This is a genomic window from Paenibacillus piri, assembly GCF_004354045.1.
In the GTDB taxonomy this organism is placed as follows: domain Bacteria; phylum Bacillota; class Bacilli; order Paenibacillales; family NBRC-103111; genus Paenibacillus_S; species Paenibacillus_S piri.
In genome coordinates, this window is record NZ_SMRT01000004.1 from 226,392 (window position 1) to 243,240 (window position 16,849).

Annotated in this window: 21 protein-coding genes; 7 read left to right on the plus strand and 14 right to left on the minus strand. The window is 49.4% G+C overall.

The features are described 5' to 3' along the window. Nucleotides 1-57 precede the first annotated feature (57 nt). The 8 genes from E1757_RS11490 to E1757_RS11525 form a co-directional block, all read right to left on the minus strand. Nucleotides 58-1,500 carry a nicotinate phosphoribosyltransferase gene (locus E1757_RS11490; protein WP_133227911.1) on the minus strand — a complete coding sequence of 481 codons (1,443 nt, stop codon included), beginning with the start codon at nucleotides 1,498-1,500 and terminating at the stop codon, nucleotides 58-60. Nucleotides 1,501-1,518: 18 nt separating this feature from the next. Beyond that, nucleotides 1,519-2,052, minus strand: coding sequence for a cysteine hydrolase family protein (locus E1757_RS11495; protein ID WP_133227913.1), 534 nt, complete (start codon nucleotides 2,050-2,052; stop codon nucleotides 1,519-1,521). Nucleotides 2,053-2,345: 293 nt separating this feature from the next. Further along, complete coding sequence (locus E1757_RS11500) at nucleotides 2,346-2,714, minus strand: YdeI/OmpD-associated family protein (RefSeq protein WP_133227915.1); 369 nt, start codon at nucleotides 2,712-2,714, stop codon at nucleotides 2,346-2,348. Between the two features lie 23 nt (nucleotides 2,715-2,737). Beyond that, entirely contained in the window at nucleotides 2,738-3,034 is a 297-nt protein-coding gene (locus E1757_RS11505) for a hypothetical protein (RefSeq protein WP_133227917.1), read from the minus strand. A 140-nt stretch (nucleotides 3,035-3,174) separates the two neighbouring features. After that, complete coding sequence (locus tag E1757_RS11510) at nucleotides 3,175-3,480, minus strand: Dabb family protein (RefSeq protein ID WP_342774560.1); 306 nt, start codon at nucleotides 3,478-3,480, stop codon at nucleotides 3,175-3,177. A gap of 64 nt (nucleotides 3,481-3,544) precedes the next feature. Beyond that, nucleotides 3,545-4,246 carry an HAD family hydrolase gene (locus E1757_RS11515; RefSeq protein WP_246079170.1) on the minus strand — a complete coding sequence of 234 codons (702 nt, stop codon included), beginning with the start codon at nucleotides 4,244-4,246 and terminating at the stop codon, nucleotides 3,545-3,547. Nucleotides 4,247-4,248: 2 nt separating this feature from the next. Continuing rightward, complete coding sequence (gene pyrE / locus E1757_RS11520; protein WP_133227921.1) at nucleotides 4,249-4,791, minus strand: orotate phosphoribosyltransferase; 543 nt, start codon at nucleotides 4,789-4,791, stop codon at nucleotides 4,249-4,251. A 114-nt stretch (nucleotides 4,792-4,905) separates the two neighbouring features. Further along, nucleotides 4,906-6,564, minus strand: a complete 1,659-nt coding sequence (locus E1757_RS11525; RefSeq protein WP_133227923.1) for a PucR family transcriptional regulator — start codon at nucleotides 6,562-6,564, stop codon at nucleotides 4,906-4,908. 168 nt (nucleotides 6,565-6,732) lie between these two features. Here E1757_RS11525 and E1757_RS11530 point away from each other — a divergent pair, with 168 nt between their 5' ends. Beyond that, a complete protein-coding gene (locus E1757_RS11530; RefSeq protein WP_133227925.1) occupies nucleotides 6,733-7,026 on the plus strand; it encodes a hypothetical protein in 294 nt (97 codons plus the stop codon). 247 nt (nucleotides 7,027-7,273) lie between these two features. Beyond that, a complete protein-coding gene (locus E1757_RS11535) occupies nucleotides 7,274-7,534 on the plus strand; it encodes a YpbS family protein (RefSeq protein ID WP_133227927.1) in 261 nt (86 codons plus the stop codon). A gap of 282 nt (nucleotides 7,535-7,816) precedes the next feature. On the opposite strand, the gene E1757_RS11540 is transcribed toward E1757_RS11535, so the two are convergent. Together E1757_RS11540 and fumC are read right to left on the minus strand one after the other, a co-directional pair. After that, nucleotides 7,817-8,482: an NUDIX hydrolase gene (locus E1757_RS11540; protein WP_133227929.1), complete on the minus strand. Its 666-nt coding sequence runs from the start codon at nucleotides 8,480-8,482 to the stop codon at nucleotides 7,817-7,819. 84 nt (nucleotides 8,483-8,566) lie between these two features. Further along, a complete protein-coding gene (fumC, locus tag E1757_RS11545; protein ID WP_133227931.1) occupies nucleotides 8,567-9,949 on the minus strand; it encodes a class II fumarate hydratase in 1,383 nt (460 codons plus the stop codon). Nucleotides 9,950-10,183: 234 nt separating this feature from the next. Between fumC and E1757_RS11550 the strand changes: the two genes are divergently transcribed. Further along, complete coding sequence (locus E1757_RS11550) at nucleotides 10,184-10,936, plus strand: PAS domain-containing protein (RefSeq protein ID WP_165972084.1); 753 nt, start codon at nucleotides 10,184-10,186, stop codon at nucleotides 10,934-10,936. A gap of 475 nt (nucleotides 10,937-11,411) precedes the next feature. Here the strand turns inward: E1757_RS11550 and E1757_RS11555 are convergent, their stop codons facing one another. Next, complete coding sequence (locus E1757_RS11555) at nucleotides 11,412-12,344, minus strand: aldo/keto reductase (protein WP_133227935.1); 933 nt, start codon at nucleotides 12,342-12,344, stop codon at nucleotides 11,412-11,414. 246 nt (nucleotides 12,345-12,590) lie between these two features. On the opposite strand from E1757_RS11555, the gene E1757_RS11560 reads away from it, so the two are divergent. Then, nucleotides 12,591-12,893, plus strand: a complete 303-nt coding sequence (locus E1757_RS11560) for a hypothetical protein (RefSeq protein WP_246079150.1) — start codon at nucleotides 12,591-12,593, stop codon at nucleotides 12,891-12,893. Nucleotides 12,894-13,134: 241 nt separating this feature from the next. Further along, nucleotides 13,135-13,314, plus strand: coding sequence for a DUF4025 domain-containing protein (locus E1757_RS11565; protein WP_133227937.1), 180 nt, complete (start codon nucleotides 13,135-13,137; stop codon nucleotides 13,312-13,314). A gap of 194 nt (nucleotides 13,315-13,508) precedes the next feature. Here the strand turns inward: E1757_RS11565 and E1757_RS11570 are convergent, their stop codons facing one another. Continuing rightward, nucleotides 13,509-14,369, minus strand: a complete 861-nt coding sequence (locus E1757_RS11570; protein ID WP_133227939.1) for a DUF421 domain-containing protein — start codon at nucleotides 14,367-14,369, stop codon at nucleotides 13,509-13,511. Between the two features lie 203 nt (nucleotides 14,370-14,572). Between E1757_RS11570 and E1757_RS11575 the strand changes: the two genes are divergently transcribed. Then, entirely contained in the window at nucleotides 14,573-14,779 is a 207-nt protein-coding gene (locus E1757_RS11575; protein WP_133227941.1) for a DUF1657 domain-containing protein, read from the plus strand. Between the two features lie 187 nt (nucleotides 14,780-14,966). On the opposite strand, the gene E1757_RS11580 is transcribed toward E1757_RS11575, so the two are convergent. Together E1757_RS11580 and E1757_RS36445 are read right to left on the minus strand one after the other, a co-directional pair. Beyond that, a complete protein-coding gene (locus E1757_RS11580; protein ID WP_246079151.1) occupies nucleotides 14,967-15,152 on the minus strand; it encodes a hypothetical protein in 186 nt (61 codons plus the stop codon). Nucleotides 15,153-15,408: 256 nt separating this feature from the next. Beyond that, nucleotides 15,409-15,507 (minus strand): YjcZ family sporulation protein, encoded by a 99-nt coding sequence (locus E1757_RS36445; protein WP_246079152.1) that lies wholly within the window; start codon nucleotides 15,505-15,507, stop codon nucleotides 15,409-15,411. Between the two features lie 929 nt (nucleotides 15,508-16,436). Here E1757_RS36445 and E1757_RS11585 point away from each other — a divergent pair. Then, a complete protein-coding gene (locus tag E1757_RS11585; protein WP_133227943.1) occupies nucleotides 16,437-16,643 on the plus strand; it encodes a hypothetical protein in 207 nt (68 codons plus the stop codon). Nucleotides 16,644-16,849: the final 206 nt, after the last annotated feature.

Below are 16,849 nucleotides of genomic sequence, written 5' to 3' on the forward strand. Positions count from 1 at the left end.
AAGATGAGTCTGGTGCTTTTTAACGCGTTCATCCAGTCCGTCGAACGGCTGCATCCGCTAAACCGTATGCTTCTGGATCAGCTCCATCTTCAACTGCCAGGCGCGTGCACTGATATCGACCAAATAGACCGCCGGGTTCAGCTTGCGCAAATATTCCGGCCAGAACAGCTCCAGCTGCTGCCGGTGATACCGGCGGATTTGATCCAGATCGGGCAGCCGGTACACCTGCTTGCCGTTCTCATAGATCGGGCGAAGCAGCGGAACCGCATCGTACCCTTCCACATATTTGTACAAGTAAGGATGCGTCTTGTCGTACAGCTTCAGCTTTTCGCCGCGCATCGCCTCCGGTTCGCCGGCCAGCGTCACATAATCGGCTTCCGCCCGGCCGGTTTCACGGCTGACGAGCCGGTAAACATCCTTGACGCCTGGAGTGGACACCTTCTCCGGATTGCCGGATATTTTGATGACGGGCTCGAATGCTCCTTCCTTCTCGCGGGCGACCAATTTATAGACTCCGCCTAACGCCGGCTGATCGGCTGCGGTAATCAGCTGCGTACCGACTCCCCAGCTGTCGATCTGCGCTCCCTGGGCTTTCAGGTTGAACATGATGTTCTCGTCAAGATCGTTCGAAGCGACGATTTTGATGTAATTCAGTCCGGCCTCATCCAGCATCGTGCGCGCCGTTTTGGACAAATAGGCCAAATCGCCGCTGTCCAACCGGATGCCGCCCATCCGCTTTCCTTCCCGCTCCATCGATTGGGCGACGCGAATCGCATGCGGCACGCCGCTGCGCAGCGTATCGTACGTGTCCACGAGCAGCGTCACCTGATCCGGAAGCGCCGCGGCGAAGCGGTAAAACGACTCCTCCTCGCTGTCGTGATCTTGAACCCACGAATGGGCATGCGTTCCTTTCGACGGGATGCCGAACAGCATGCCCGCCCGCATGTTGGACGTCGCGTCGAAGCCCGCCAAATACGCGGCCCGCGCTCCCCATATCGCCGCATCCGCCTCCTGCGCCCTCCTGGTGCCGAATTCCATCAATATATCGTTCGGCGCTACCTGACGAATGCGGGATGCTTTGGTGGCGATGAGCGTCTGGAAATTCATAAAGTTCAAAATCGCCGTTTCCAGCAGCTGCGCTTCGAATATTTTACCTTCCACGCGGATCAGCGGCTCGTTGGGGAACACAATTGTCCCTTCTTCAACCGAGCTTAAATTGCCTGTAAACCGGAAGCTTCTCAGTTCTTCGAGAAACCGCGGATCGTAGTTTTCCTCCTGCTCCTGCAAATAGCGGATGCAATCGTCGTCGAAGCCCAAACTGTTTACGTACTCGACGATCCGCTGCAGCCCCGCAAATACCGCATAACCGTTGCCGAACGGAAGCTTGCGGAAAAATACCTCGAACACCGCCTTGCTCTCATGAGTCCCGTGAATCCAGTGAGCGTACATCATATTGATTTGATATTTGTCCGTATGCAACGTTAAATTTTCATAAGTCATCCTGATCCGTCCTTTCAGCTACAATACCGCCGCTCCGAGCACCTGTTCGAAATGCTGCAAAGCCCACTCATGTCCCGCCTGATTAAAGCTCGCTACCGCCTTCCGGTGGACGGTGATCGCAAAGCCCAGATTGTAAGCGTCCACAGCGGTATGCAGTACGCAAATATCGGTGCATACGCCGACAAGATGGATGTCCGTAATCCCCCGCTCCCGCAGCTTCAGCTCCAAATCCGTCCCGCAAAAAGCGCTGTATCTCGTTTTATCCATCCAGTAAATCCGCTCACGGTTCGCTTCAAAAACGTCGTTCAACCGGCCGTACAAGCGTCTTCCCTCGGTTCCCCGGATATTATGAGGCGGAAAAAGCCGATGCTCCGGATGATACGCATCCTGTTCCTCGTGCAGATCGACGGCCATCGCCACAAAATCTCCGTTCGCGGCAAATTGTTCGGTTAACGCGGCGATCTTCCGTTCAATATCGATAGCCGGCTGGCCGCACGGCAGCCTGCCCGTTACAAAATCGACCGTATAATCAATAACTATAAGAGCTTTCATGCTCTGCACCCGCCTTTATCAATTATTAGCCCTAAACGCATTCTGATACTTGTCACGACAAAAACGATCTTATATACATTCATTTTGATATTTTCATTATGATATACTTAAAATAAAAATTCAACAGTTCATTTTTCAAAAAAAGTTCTTTTTTCATTCGTTTTTCCAAGCAGCAGGTCTGCGCATCGCCGCCGCGAACAGCGTCCCGTAATTAAATCGATATTTATTTTTTCCACAAGAAAAAGCGGCCGGGAACGCCATATTCCAACCGCTTTCTGTGTAAGCGAAGCCTTCTATGCTTTGAGAAACGGGGACTTGACGCCGGCCACCAGCTTTTCGACTGATTTTTGTATACGGCCGGTACGGGTTTCCTCCCTTTTCGCATCGGTCACCCAACGCACATACTCCTTGCGGTGCGTATAAGACAAGCCGTCAAAGAACTGCTTCGCCTGCGGATTATCGTCCAATGCCTGCTGCAAATCTTGCGGGATGTCCAGCACACGGTCTTTGGCTGAAGCGCCGGCTGGCCGGTCCGCCCGGTTAGCCATTCGCTCTCGCCTTGTTTCCGTACCGCCAACGAGCTCCATCCTCCGGAACCGCATCGCAGACCACGTATCATCAACGGAAATTAAGGCGACGCCTTCATAACCTGCGTCGGACATAATATTCCAGCCCTCATCGCGGCTCAAATCGGTCTTGATCTTCGAGCTTTTCTTCGGATAACAAATCCAGAACAGCGCATCCTTCTTGAGCGCTTGCAAGCGACCGGCGCCGTCTCCGCCAGCTCCGCAACGCTGCGGACAAACAGCTGTGCCAGATCGTATGGCTGGACAGCCTCATCTCCATCATATACAGGGCGTTCATCCAGCTGTACGCCGTCGGGCAGCGGGGTGAACCGGCTCAAGTAGCCTTCCGGCGCATTCAGCAGCAGAAGCCGTTGTCCGGTTTGAATTCTCAGCTTTTTTTGTAAATCCGCATCCATCGCCATGGCTCCTTTGGTTAATCGACAACGAAAATAAGTTTCATTATGCTTCGGTTTTTTATTTCCAACCGGCGTTTACATTCGCGTTTATACTTTACCGTCGGTCTCCGATCTGAGTACGGCAACGCTTTCGCGCATTTCTAAGTTAATTGCTCAAAATCGATCTCCTGGAAACGAAGCACTTCTTTCTCCCATAGCTGTTTCACATAGTCTACATGAGCGGGATGCTCGTTATAGGCTTGATATGCGGCCCGGTCGGCGAACACCATCGAAAATCCGAAATCATAATCGGTTTTCTCGCTTACCTGACGAAACGCTTCGAATTGCTGAACCTGCGGAATGGCGGACAAAATCGCAGCGCTTTTTTCCAAAAACATCTTCGTCTCAACCATATCGAATTCATACTTTAACGTAAATACAACCATATGCTTAATAGGTACTGACACAATGAAAACCTCCCTGTACGAAATAGAATCGTTGACGCTTATCCTATACTATTATACCCGCGAGTCAAAGCGAAACGAAAGCGTTTATTAAATGTTTTACCGTCGGGCAGTATAACATCGGCCGCTCCTTCCGGATTTCTTCCTCGCTTCCGTATCCGTACCCGACCCCGATGGAGGCTATGCCGTTGCCGCGAGCGCCTATCAGATCATACTTGCGGTCTCCGATCATGACGGTCCGATCCCGGTCGATATCGTTTTCAACGATCACTGCACGCAGCAGCTCGGTTTTATCCGACCGGGCACCGTCCAGCTCGCTGCCGCATACGCCATTAAACCAGCGGTTAAGCTGAACATTTTCGACGATCGCTGCAGCAAAAACGGTCGGCTTGGATGTCGCCACATACAGCTTCCTGCCCTGCCGATGCAAAAGCTGCAGCAATTCCGGTATCCCGCCGTACAGTTGATTCTCATAAATTCCGGTTCGCTGGTAATACTCTCGATACCGCATTACCGCTTCCCACGCTTCCGTTTCGTTCATCCCGCAATGCTCCATAAAGCTGAGATGCAGGGGCGGCCCGATAAACGCTTCAAGCTTCGCCGCGTCCGGAACCTCCATGTCCATTTGCTCCAATGCATATTGAACGGCTCTCGTGATGCCCATCTTCGGATCCGTCAACGTTCCGTCCAGGTCGAACAATACGGTTGTATAGTTCATCATCACTTTTTCATTATCGCCGTTCACTATTGCTGTTACAGCTTTGTTCATCTTCACCGCTGGTCCTCCTGCTGTGCAGCCGATATCAGCTGCTCAACCGTAAACAGCGATTTCAAGCTCAGACCCTCGCGCTCCAGATTGATCCTGCCTTGCACGCCCCGTTCGATGACGCACAGCACCGCTCCAAGCCGAGCGCCGGACTTCAACAGATCCGCCGCGCTTAATAAAATTTGTCCGCCGGTCGTGGCTACATCCTCGATGATGCATATGTTTTTGCCGCGAATATCCGGTCCTTCCGTCAGCTTGGCCGTTCCGTAATCCTTCGGCTTCTTGCGGACGTATACCGCCGGAATACCGGTGCTTATAGACAGCGCGGTCGCGACAGGAATTCCGCCCAGCTCCAATCCGGCCAGCAGCTCCGTATCAGGCGGAAGCAGCGGTTTCAACTGCTCCGCAATAGCGGTGAGCAAGTTCGGGTCGGATTCGAACAAATACTTGTCGAAATATTGATCGGATATTTGACCGGAGCGCAGTTGAAACGTACCTGCAATATGAGCGGTTCTATAAATAATGCCGGCTAATTGACGATGATTCATCTTTATCCCCCAGACTTGATTTGGTTGTTTGCAGCCATTCAAATCATAGCCGGTAGTGAAAGGATAATCTATATCCGAATGGACAAAAAAAAGAACCGACATTCGTCGATTCGGCTAACTATCGATGCCCGCTTGCTTCATTTGGTGTAATTTCAGCCCGATATGCAGCAGCAGCCGCCGTTCGGCGTTATGGATGCCGCCATCGGTCAGCTGTTCGATTTTTTGCAGCCTGTATTTCATCGTATTGACATGAATGAACAGCTTCTCCGCCGTTCCCGATAACGAACAGTTTTGGGCAAAATATGCCGCCAGCGTCATCACGAGATTCGAATGATGCACCGCGTCGTAATCCGCCAGTCTGCCTACCGTCTCCGCATATAATTGTTCCAGAACGGCCTTATCCGGGAATGGCGTCAAAATACGATAAACACCCAGGTCCTCGAAATGGATACAACCTTGGACCGCCGCCGGCTTGCCCAGTCGAATCGCCTGAACGGCTTCGGTATAGCCGGAGTGAATTCCGTCAAACCCCGGATGGGACCGTCCGATTCCAGCAGTAAAGGTCATATCTTCATAAACGTCTGTCAGATGTCGGCAAACTGCCGCTGCCCATGTCCTGATCGGTTTGCTCGAGGCATCGCGGGCTTCGGATAACGGCTCGTTCCGCGGACGGAGTATGACAATCGCATCCTTCAGCCATATTGCGATTGCCGCGGACGGCTCGACCCGTAAAAACGACTGAACGCTAAGCAGCAGTCTGCGTTTCCATTCCGGGCGATCCGCTCCATGCAGCGCACCGGTGGTTCCGCGCTTGGAAGACTCTCTCTCCTGCGATTCGATGCACAGCACATCATAGCTTTCGGACAAATCCCAGCCGAATGCCCGGCCCTTCTCCAGCGCCGCCTTTTGATCATGCACTTGTCCGAGCAGCACTTCGGACAGCAGATGGTCCTTATAGTTCTGCTCGACGTCGGCCTTCGTCAACCATTTGAGAAACTCCAGCGCGATCAGCACCATCGTCCTCTCCAGCACGATAAAATCCCGCTCGTTAAACTGTCTGTGCGTCTGCCAGCATGTCATGTCGCCCGCCAGCTCTTCGTTGATCAGCAGCGGCGTCACGATGCATGGGGTTGGACTCCCGTTCAGCAGGCGCTGCATCCGAATCGGCCGTTTCGCGGCTTGCAGCTCGTTTTTTTGTGCGTAGGTCAGCGGTGCGGGCTTCAAGCCTTTATCCAGCTCCAGCATCGATAAATCCGAGCCGACTGTGATCGTATTAACCGTCATCCGCTCCACTGCTTCAATGACGGCAGCTATTCCTTTGCCTGCCATAGCCAACTCCGTAATCCATTTAAAGAAACTATCCAGCTGCCCTGCGCCGGCCTCGTCGTTTTTCAAGATCAGCTGCATCAAGGGCGTCATAATTTCCAAATACGATACCTCAGGGTCGATTTCGATTACCGGCAGCTGCAGCCGGTTCCCCGCTTCAATGATGGCCTGAGGAATCTCCTGAACGTACTGCTTCGTTTTGATCGCTAGAGCCGCGCTGTTTACCGTATGCAGCTGCTCCACGAGTTGAGCGATCGCCGCCTCGTCATCCTTGATCGGATACAGACTTGTCAGCAGCAGTACGCTGCCCTTCAACCATTGAACCACATCCGGCACTTCCATAACCGTTATCGAATCGATGGCCCGGTCCAGCCCTCGTTCTCCCGCCGCCACCCGGCAGCGGGCAAGACCTCCGATCCTCATAGCTTCCCTTACGGTAATGGCCACTTGTATCCCGCCCCCACAATTGTCGTCTTCACACCATTATACATGAAGCCGGAAAGGACAGTTGAACGAAAAACGATCAAACCGGCTTGTCCAATAAAGGGCTGGAAAAATCGCCCAACAAATGTTACAATACGTAACACAAAAGCGAATTGGAGGGACTTCAATCATATGAAACGTTGGGGCAAATGGATACCATTCGTTATCGCCGCCAGCCTGCTCGCTGCCGGATGGGGCATGTGGAAAACGAATCCTGATCTTCATTTTGATTTATTGGACCACCCCGATCTGGCAAATCCCGATCGTCCCGTCAGCCAGATGCCGAACGACGGCTCCAGCTTCAGCTTTAAAATTGCCCATGAACAGCGGCTTTTGGAGCAATCAGCTGCGGCAGGGAGCACGCATCTGCATAATGGAGGCGGCACTCCGACTGCTGGAGAAAGCAACGCCGTAACGAAACGCTAGACTGCGAGCCCATTCATCGACAGCCATGTCGAATAATGGAATGCGGCTCGATGAAACTATCGACAACAAGTTACATAATGTATCATTCAGTGTATGTATCACCATGAATTTCCGGTATTCGCGATCGTCTGCCGGAACCTATCGAAAGCTGTCGGCTTATTACGGATGCATGAACGGCTTGCCCGACAAGGTCGGACGTAGTATTATATCTACCAACAGTATCTTTTAATTGAAGGAGTTTGCTTAAATGTCCGTTCATGAAGCCATCACACGCCATACCCGCAGCATGCATGCGCATCTGGAAGCTTTTCAATTGCTTGATCGGCAGCGCGAGGAAGCGATTGACCAGGCTTTGGCCCTATGCGCAGCAGGCCAGCCGTTTACCGTCGACGCCATTAACCGGGTTACGACGCAAATTAATGAGCATGCGAAGCACGGCATCTCGCCGACACGTCCTTATGTAACGGAAGCTATGGTGAAGGAATATGCCAACCGCTCTTCCCGGTAACGATGCGCACAATTATTTAACGTGGCGGGATTGCATCACACAGTATCATTCGTTATAACGAATTTTCAAAGCGTGTAAGGGAACGTTTCCTCATAAAAACCGTATGGCCAAAAAGCTCTGCACAGAACAACCCGGTGCAGAGCTTTTTATGTGTTGAAAGTATAAGTTTTATATTTGGCTCCGGGTATTGGATATCTCGCTCAGCTCGCCTGCCGGATCTCGCACGCCATTAACGTCGCATTGCAGTGCCAGGCACGATGCTCAGTCCGGACCTTATTCATTTCAACGCGAATCCGCGCAGGCTCCGCTTCTGTTTCCGTCCCGATCCGCGACCTTAAGCATCATTTCGAAGTATGCCGGCTCACGCGGCACGAAGTTTTCCGCGCCAAATTCGCGTTCAACAGGACGCAGCACTCCTTGCTCATCAGTTTCAACGCCGGTCGCATGGAGCTTGCCGCTCCCAAGCTTCCCTCCGGCCAGCCGTCTGGCATCCCCGAATGAAATCCGGTACAATCCCGTAACCTCGTCGGCCTGCAGCCTGTAGTCTTGCAGCGGTTGACTGCAGCGGTATACGAATACGTGGCAAACTTCCCGATCGATCCAGCCGTTCTCCAGCCTTTTTTCTTCGCGGAAAATACCGCATGGCTCCAGCTGCCCGAACGAAACCGAAAGACCCAGCTCCTCCTCCAGCTCCCGCTTCCCGTCCTCGATCCGTTCCCCGGCCAGCAAATGTCCCGCACATGAAATGTCGAGAAAACCGGGAAACGTATCTTTGGCGTGATGACGCTTTTGAAACAGTAATGCCCTTTCTCCGTTCTGCTCATCTACAATCCAGCATTGAAACGTATGATGCCAAAGCCCTCTCTCATGCACTTCCGTGCGAGGCGCGATGCCGGCAGGCTGAAGCTGCTCGTCGTAAATATCAAAATATTCCTCCGCTTGACTCATATCCGCATACTCCTCCGTTCGGTCATGGAATCGATCGCTTTCCCCCATTATACCAGCGCGCAGCGAATTCCCCCTACTTTCCCTCTACTTCGGATGAATCATATCTTCCGGCCGCACATAGGCGTCAAACTGCTCGGCGGACAGCCCGCTGCGCAGCGCGGCTTCTTTCAGCGACAGCCCTTCCTTGTGCGCCTGCTTCGCGATCGCCGCCGCTTTCTCATAGCCGATATGCGGATTCAACGCGGTGACAAGCATGAGCGACTGCTCCAGGTAGCGTTGAATGACGGCACGGTCAGGTTCAATGCCAACCGCGCAGTTGTCGTTGAAGGAAACGATCGAGTCCGACAGCAGCCGTGCGGACTGCAGGAAATTGTAAATGATGACCGGTTTGTACACGTTCAGCTCGAAATTGCCCTGACTCGCGGCAAAACCGATCGTCGCATCGTTCCCCATGACCTGACAGGCCACCATCGTCATCGCTTCACATTGTGTCGGATTGACCTTGCCCGGCATGATCGAGCTTCCCGGTTCATTCTCGGGTATGACGATTTCGCCGATTCCGCAGCGCGGGCCGCTGGCCAGCCATCGGACATCGTTGGCCAGCTTCATCAAGTCCGCCGCCAGCGCTTTCATCGCTCCATGGACGTAGACGGCCTGATCATGGCTGGTCAACGCATGAAATTTATTGTCAGCCGATACGAACGTTTTGCCGGTTTCCTCGCTGATCGCTTCGGCGGTCAGTCTGCCGAAATCCGGATGCGCGTTCAGGCCCGTACCGACCGCTGTGCCGCCTATCGCCAGCTCCTTCATCGTGCCGACGCTCTCCGCGATCATCCGGCCCGTCTTGTCCAGCATCGCCCACCAGCCGCTGATCTCCTGCCCAAGCGTTAACGGAGTCGCATCCTGCAGATGGGTGCGGCCGATTTTGACGATGTCGGCGAATGCTTCCATCTTCCGCCGCATCGTCGCCTTCAACATCTCCAATGCCGGAAGCAGTCGATCCTCGACTGCAAGCACCCCGGCAATATGCAGCGCCGTCGGAAACGTATCGTTCGAGCTTTGCGACCGGTTCACATCATCATTCGGATGTACCCGCTGCACGCTGCCCTGCGCCTCGAGCAGCTGATTGGCACGGTGGGCGATCACCTCGTTTACGTTCATGTTCGACTGTGTGCCGCTGCCCGTTTGCCATACGACGAGCGGAAAATGATCATCCCACTGCCCCGCCCTGATTTCTTCGGCCGCAGCTGCGATCGCCGCGGCTTTCTCCGGTTCCAGCTTGCCGAGCTTCCGATTAGCCAGCGCCGCCGCCTTTTTCAATAATGCAAACGCCCGCACGATCTCCTGCGGCATCCGTTCCGTGCCGATCTTAAAATTTTCAAGACTCCGCTGGGTTTGAGCCCCCCATAATTTATGGGCGGGTACGCGGATTTCTCCCATCGTGTCCCGTTCCACCCGAAAATCCATGCTTGAAGCACCTCCAGTTCATAAAAGCTAATCATATTGTACCCTTATTTTCCAGATGATTAACGTAAAAGGGACTAAAAATCATACATGGCTGCGAATAATTTTGAAGAGCAGCATCCTCCTTAAAGACTATAATTGTTTAATAAGCGGTTTCATTTTCATATGAAATGGTTAAATAGTACAAGCGGTGCTGACTTGAATCAAATTTTTGCCGATGTAGGAGGAATCATATCTATGTACACCCTGGACAGTCGGTTTACGGATGCGGAAGAAGGCATGTATTATACGTACGAGGACGATAATGAAACGAAGTTTGTCGAGATGAATCATGCTTTTGCCAAGTTGATTGGCCGCCCTAAGACCGAGCTATTATCTCTGACGCCCGACATTATTTACAATCCTGAATCTTCCAAAAAGCTGCATCAAAAAAAGCAGCGGCTTCAACAAAAGGGCTATTTGTATTCAGAGGAACAGCTCATCGGTCACAACAATGTCAAGCTGAATGTCGAAGTGCACAGCAGCAAAGTGCTCGGTGCGCAAAAAGAAATTTACTTTCACGTCGTCAAGGAAATATCCGAAAAAAAATGGATTGCCAGCCAAGTCAGAAACAAGCTGATCCTCGCTTCCGGCCTGCTAAACGGACAAATGAAAATTACTCATATATACAATCATTATGAGCCACTTCCATTTACCGGAATGGAGCAAGATATTTGCGGCTCCTCGCTCTTCTCGTTCGTCGACCAGAACGACCTGATGAAGGTGAGACGCTGCTGCGCCAAGGCGATCGAATACCGTAAGGAAAAGCAGGTTACGTTTCAAACCAATGAATTATACTCCACAGGCGCCGTCAAGCTGCGGGCCGTTGTCAAGCCGATGGTAAACGGCAGCAACGAAGTCACCAAAATCGCCTTTGTGCTGTGCAGAGCCGACAATGCCGAGGAGCTAAGCGAAACGCTTCCGGCACCGCTCCTTCTGGCCTGCCTCTAGTACATAGGTCTGCATATACGCTAGGATAAACGGCTTCGCCGTCCTTCGGGAACGGACGCGTTTGTCAATGTTGTGCAAAGCAAAGTATATAATCTTATACTTTGAACTAAAACAACGGCTACCCTTCCAACACGGATAGGCAGCCGTTGTTTTTCGATTGTTTTTCTGTTTCGATCGTTTTTCTTGCTTTTTCCTTGATTGCATAGTATAATAAGAAAATTGTATCAAAAAGCAAGCAGCCTCAAAATTTTTATTCCCCGGTTCGCTTACTGTTCTACCACCCATAAAACTTTCAAATTCCAACAACCCTAAAGAATTTGCCAAGATGTTTACTGATTCACACTGGCGCGGTCTTCGGAGCCGCAAGGATGAAAGAGAGGTAGGGCTTTCGTTGTTTTAGTATTCAAACGTGTTTTTAGGCCAGGATAGATTCCTGCGGCCAGGTAGGTTAAATTGATACAATTACAGAGCCATCTTATTCAGCATCAATTGCTGCGATTGTTTTCCGGCTCAAGGTATCCAAAGCATTAAGCTCCTCGGAGGTTAATACAATGTCAACCGCTTCGACATTTTCCTTCATATGCTTAATGCTTTGCGAACCGACAATGGCTGTCGTCAGCGCTTGCTGATGAAGCAGCCAGCTGATCGCGATTTGCGAGAGCGCTTTATTTTTCGAATCGGCGATTTCTTTCAGCAGCTGAATCAGCTCTTTTTCTTTTTCCAAATGATCGGGTGAAAACAGCCGTCTTGTTGCGCGGAAATCGTTTTCGTCCAATTTTTTGCCGCCCAAATGGAACGCTCCGGTCAAGATGCCTTTGGCAATCGAGCTGTAGCTCATAATGCCGATCTGCTCCTGCATGCAATAAGGCGCAATCGCGTCTTCAATGGAACGGTGCAGCAGGCTGTATTCAGGCTGGATGACATCGATTTGCGCATACCCGGCAGCCTCTTTCAATTGCTCCAGCGAAAAGTTGGACACGCCGATCGCGCGGATGAGGCCCTCTTCCTTCAACTTGTTAAACTCGCTCAACGTTTCCGAAACCGGAATGTCGAAGCTTGGCCAATGAATATAATAAATATCGATATAGTCGGTTTTTAAGCGCTTCAAACTCGCTTCTGCCGAACGACGCACATCGCCAGGGGCCAGGTTGGCGCGGCTTACTTTAGTCGAAATCACGGTTTCTTTACGTTTACCTTCCAAAGCTGCACCGACGACTTCCTCCGAATGCCCGGCACCGTAACCTTCAGCCGTATCGAATGTCGTAATTCCCATTTCGAACGCCGCTTGGATCGCTTTCATATTGTTGTCGTCGCTTGTAAACTCCCACGGTCCGCCGCCGAGCTCCCAACAGCCGAACGTGATGCCGGAGACCTGCAGATTCGTTTTGCCTAGCGTCTTTGTTTTCATGTCCGATTTCTCCTTACCTGCCAGTTTATTACGGGTTTCCACCTATATTCGGCACTTTCCGCCTTTTTATCATACCTTATCCATGCTTATATTTCCAATTCGGCTAGTTTGGATATTCAATTATAATTTTGTAAAAATTAATTGACAAGCCTTGTCAACTATTGACGAAACCAATCTTTCCCGTTAAAATAAGCTGGAATTGCATAATTGCGATTTTTTTCCATATTAATCCTTGAGGTGATACGAATGAATAACGAAATGATGACTCCGAATACTGTGCCATATCAGACTCCATATTCCCAGCAAGGTCCGATCATGACAGTGAAAGACTGGATTTTAACCTTTATCATCAGCATCATTCCGCTTGTCAACATTATTATGCTGTTTGTATGGGCATTCGTTGACGGAACGAACCCGAATAAGAGAAATTATGCCCGCGCTTCTTTAATCATGGCTGCTATTGTCATTGTTTTGTACATTTTGATTATTGCGGTAATTTTTGCCTTGTTTGGCGCCGCCGGCGGCTTTTCCGGAAACCAGTTCTTTTAGTCGATATCGCTGCTGGAAAGACCGCAAGCCTGACCGCGAGGTCAGGCTTTTTAAAATGGGCATAAAGCTCAAAAATTTTAAACGATGCCTCGCATTTTACGAAAAGCTCAGTAAAGATATTTTAAAGATTGAACAACATTGAAGAGGCCTCGACCCGAGCTTCTCTAAAAGAGCGTGCATAAAAATCGAAATCAGGTGACATGATGAAAAGGCAACCCAACAAAGAGAGTGGTGAACCATTATGGAACCAAAGTACTCCAAGCAAACCGACGAGACTCTGTACGACCAGGAAGACGGACAGGCCGTCACGCGCGAGCAGCTGAGCGATGTATATTTCGCAGGCACCAGCGACGGTACCGTACAGCTGGATGACCGCACGGTGCATGTATCGGATACTGGCTATGAAGCGGCTGAAGAATAGAAGCAGCATAATTAGCTTCCTCTTGACGGCAGGCAGTTCGTGCGTAAAGCAGCTGTCCGCCGTCTTTTTTTTAACGGCTGTTTATCCGATTACGGCTTTATCGGGTTAAGACCCCCACCTCTAAGGTGGGCCTTGAATCAGGTGGGGTAGAGTCCCCCATCTGATTCCCCGATGTTCAGCAAAGCTGAACGAGTTCACTGGGTCAAATAAGGCTTCACATCGGCGATAACCTGTGTCATCCGTTCCGAGCATGCGGCGTACATTTGTTTGGCCGGCTTCGTATCCGTCGACAGACAGAACATTTCGATATCTGCCTCGCATTTTTTCAACAGTGCCAATAAAGACGCCTTTTCTTGCGGAGCGGGCACTTGAATTTTATCGTCATATAAATCGACATACAGCTGTCCGTACGAATCGACTTGTCCGAGAAACACATTTTCTATCGGTACGCCAAGCTTTTCCAGCTGCGTACGCAGCCATTTCGGATTTAAGCCGATGACGGCGAGCGGCTCTTCCATCATTTGACCATCCATAATTACAGCTTGCGGCACCTGTTCCGGCCCGACTTTGATACCTAGATGATACGGCGTTATCGGCTGGTGCTCTTTCTTCACAAGCACATTGATTTCCCCGTTAGCCTCCATGACTGCAAATTCTACATCTGCCGCTCTGAACACGCTTCGCTTCCGCAGCTTGCTCAACAATTCGTCGGAGGTCAGCCGTTCTTTTTTCAAATTGTCTTCCAGTATTTTTCCATCTTCAATCAGAACGGACGCTTTACTGTCGATGAAGTCTCTGGCTCGTTTGCTCTTTAGCTGTAAAAATTCGATACCGAGTGAAATCGACACCCATACGAGCATCGATACCAGACCCAAATACCAGTTCGATTCCAGATCTAAAGAAACGAATGCCGCCAAGTTCCCGATCGTAATTCCAGTGATATATTCAAAAAACGACAGCTGGGAAATTTGACGCTTTCCTAATATTTTGGTCATCAAAAACAGAGCAACGACTGCGACCAGTGTCCGGACCGCGATCTCTACCCATTCCGCCATAAAATCAGCCCCTCCCTTAACAATCACTCAAAGTAACGATAGTTCCATTATTTGATTTCGGGTGCGATTTTACCAAATATAATTTCAGGATGAACAGTCATAAATTGACAGCGGCCTCGTTCATCGACTTCGTATGCCGCTCTTCATTTTGGGATAGATTAATCAGGGTCGATACGTCGGAACAAGAAAGGAAGTGATTGAAAATGACCGTCGGATCTCAAGTGAAAACTTGCTTGGCTTCTTTAAAAAGCGCTCAAGCCAGCCTTGAGCAGTTTGCTTTGAACACGCAAAATCAAGATGCCAAAAATGCATTTACCACTGCTTCCCAAACAACGCAGCAAGTGATCAACGACATTCAATCTCGGGTTCAGCAGCTGGAAAATGAAGAACCTCAATATAAAGGATTTTAAGCAAAGGATAAACGGCATCGCCGTCCTAAGAGGACGGGCGCGTTTGTCAAGGTTGTGCGAAGCAAAGTCAATACAGCGCAGCAAAAACAGCAGCTCATCGAGCTGCTGTTTTACGTTCAAATGCCTTATCGAGGTGCGCCTATATTGTTGACGGCATACATCTTCCGAGTTAAGCGCTGTTGAGTCATTATTTTGCAGGATACTCCGCTTTCAAAGCTTCAAGACTGTTGTACTTGGATGTCTCAAATACGAGTTTGGCCGGCGTTTTATCTGTTTTGTTTTTCAGGATGTGACCATAAAATATACCGTTCATTTCAAAGACGCACATGGTGCGTTCTTCTTCGTTTAACAACGCATAACGTTCAATGATCATGAGCTTTCACCCCATCGGAGATTATAATTGAATTCTAACATAGAGAACCCATTTGCAAAAGAAAAATCAATGGAGTGAGACTTGAACCTGCGCGCCTGGCGGTTACTGCCCTTTTAAATTTAGGATGGTGAATCCATGACCTATAAAAACAAAAAAAGCCTTCAATCACGAAGGAAAGAGGGCTTTTTTGGGGGTGGGATAGCGCGGATACAATGACTAATAGCCAAATTTAACTTGATCCGAAATAGTCAAGCTGTTAAATCCAAGAACAGGAAACGATAACAAGAAGAATAAACAACACGAGAATCACACCTGTAGATGTAAAGAAACCGGCACAGCTGCCAACTGCTCCCATTGTTTTTTGCCTCCTTCCGCTTTAAGTTATGTATCTTATGTATGTCAGGAGTCTAGAGATTGGGCAGTTCATATAATCAGGCTTGTGCAAATGGAAATGTATCGTTCCATATTTGTTAAACTTTCATAAGATGTGATCAGGGTCATCCTCCAACTGACCCTCTCCTCCCTTCTAATTACTGAGTAGACGGTTGCAATCATTGGACCGTCTATTTGGTATCATGACCCAAACAAAAAGCCCCCAACCCGAAGGAAAGAGAGCTTTGCTTTTTGGATATTATTCAGGGTGGGAGCATGACTTTAATATCCAATATGTGGTTCACTTTAGCTCCTTCACACATTTTATTTTCGGACAAAACTGTTTCATTCCATCCCACTGCCCCCATAAACAACCCCTGCACTTTTTAGGTTGCTTGGGCTTAATTTCAATGCTCAATGAGTCTCTCTCCTATGCTCTTCATTTAAACCTGAATATATTTCCCAACTATTAAGCGAAATATTACTTATATACACTTTTTTATAATATCAGATTTTATATGTTTTCAGCGGAGCTGAACCATTCTGATATTGCAAGAAAAGCTACATCTAAAACACGAATGTATCTTCCTCGAAAGGGCTTCGATCAGAAGCTTTAAGGACAGAAGATTCGCATAGAAACAACAGACGGTAATCTTGAAGGTTTGCTTGATGGCGTTTTCATCGCTTTGCAGTTTGGCTTTAAGCATCCCGTATCTTCCTTCAAAAATAGGGAGATCGGACGTATCGAGATTTTATTGCGTCGACCATGTCAGTGTAGCGGCTCAATAGCCGGATGTTTTTGCGAATATCTACATAGGATTTTCAGTATATAACAATGAGGATACCAGTCGTTCATTTCTTTGCTAAATACATCGATATAAGATAAGATGATAACGAAGGGATGTGCTAAATATGTTAAAAGAATTTATTAATAAACAAGTCACGATTCTTTTTATTGACGGTGGAAGTGTCAGCGGCGGAACACTTATTGAGATGGACGAAAAATTTGTTAAATATCAATCGCCACAGAGCCTGAATATCATACCCATCACATCAATCAAAAGCGTCACTCTTCAATCAGGCGAAAATCATAATGCTACTGTCAGAGGTTTTAGATAAATCCAGGGCCATATTTATGGCCTTTTTTTATTGTTTGTGTGTCGCATTTAAAAACGGACAAGATGGTTCTTAAACCGTTGCAGCATACCAGATCAGATTATTTAGAAGTAAGTTCAATCCCTAAAAATAACATCCTACGGACTCATGGCCGAAAGACCATTTTGCATACACTTATTACCCTAGTGACCTAAAACAGAAAAAAGCCT

Bases quoted from the DNA above. Each gene is read 5' to 3' on its own strand.
- E1757_RS11490 (WP_133227911.1), bottom strand. From the start codon at position 1,500: ATGACTTATGAAAATTTAACGTTGCATACGGACAAATATCAAATCAAT.
- E1757_RS11495 (WP_133227913.1), bottom strand. From the start codon at position 2,052: ATGAAAGCTCTTATAGTTATTGATTATACGGTCGATTTTGTAACGGGC.
- E1757_RS11500 (WP_133227915.1), bottom strand. From the start codon at position 2,714: ATGTCCGACGCAGGTTATGAAGGCGTCGCCTTAATTTCCGTTGATGAT.
- E1757_RS11505 (WP_133227917.1), bottom strand. From the start codon at position 3,034: ATGGATGCGGATTTACAAAAAAAGCTGAGAATTCAAACCGGACAACGG.
- E1757_RS11515 (WP_246079170.1), bottom strand. From the start codon at position 4,246: ATGAACAAAGCTGTAACAGCAATAGTGAACGGCGATAATGAAAAAGTG.
- pyrE (WP_133227921.1), bottom strand. From the start codon at position 4,791: ATGAATCATCGTCAATTAGCCGGCATTATTTATAGAACCGCTCATATT.
- E1757_RS11530 (WP_133227925.1), top strand. From the start codon at position 6,733: ATGAAACGTTGGGGCAAATGGATACCATTCGTTATCGCCGCCAGCCTG.
- E1757_RS11535 (WP_133227927.1), top strand. From the start codon at position 7,274: ATGTCCGTTCATGAAGCCATCACACGCCATACCCGCAGCATGCATGCG.
- E1757_RS11540 (WP_133227929.1), bottom strand. From the start codon at position 8,482: ATGAGTCAAGCGGAGGAATATTTTGATATTTACGACGAGCAGCTTCAG.
- fumC (WP_133227931.1), bottom strand. From the start codon at position 9,949: ATGGATTTTCGGGTGGAACGGGACACGATGGGAGAAATCCGCGTACCC.
- E1757_RS11550 (WP_165972084.1), top strand. From the start codon at position 10,184: ATGTACACCCTGGACAGTCGGTTTACGGATGCGGAAGAAGGCATGTAT.
- E1757_RS11555 (WP_133227935.1), bottom strand. From the start codon at position 12,344: ATGAAAACAAAGACGCTAGGCAAAACGAATCTGCAGGTCTCCGGCATC.
- E1757_RS11560 (WP_246079150.1), top strand. From the start codon at position 12,591: ATGAATAACGAAATGATGACTCCGAATACTGTGCCATATCAGACTCCA.
- E1757_RS11565 (WP_133227937.1), top strand. From the start codon at position 13,135: ATGGAACCAAAGTACTCCAAGCAAACCGACGAGACTCTGTACGACCAG.
- E1757_RS11570 (WP_133227939.1), bottom strand. From the start codon at position 14,369: ATGGCGGAATGGGTAGAGATCGCGGTCCGGACACTGGTCGCAGTCGTT.
- E1757_RS11575 (WP_133227941.1), top strand. From the start codon at position 14,573: ATGACCGTCGGATCTCAAGTGAAAACTTGCTTGGCTTCTTTAAAAAGC.
- E1757_RS11580 (WP_246079151.1), bottom strand. From the start codon at position 15,152: ATGATCATTGAACGTTATGCGTTGTTAAACGAAGAAGAACGCACCATG.
- E1757_RS36445 (WP_246079152.1), bottom strand. From the start codon at position 15,507: ATGGGAGCAGTTGGCAGCTGTGCCGGTTTCTTTACATCTACAGGTGTG.
- E1757_RS11585 (WP_133227943.1), top strand. From the start codon at position 16,437: ATGTTAAAAGAATTTATTAATAAACAAGTCACGATTCTTTTTATTGAC.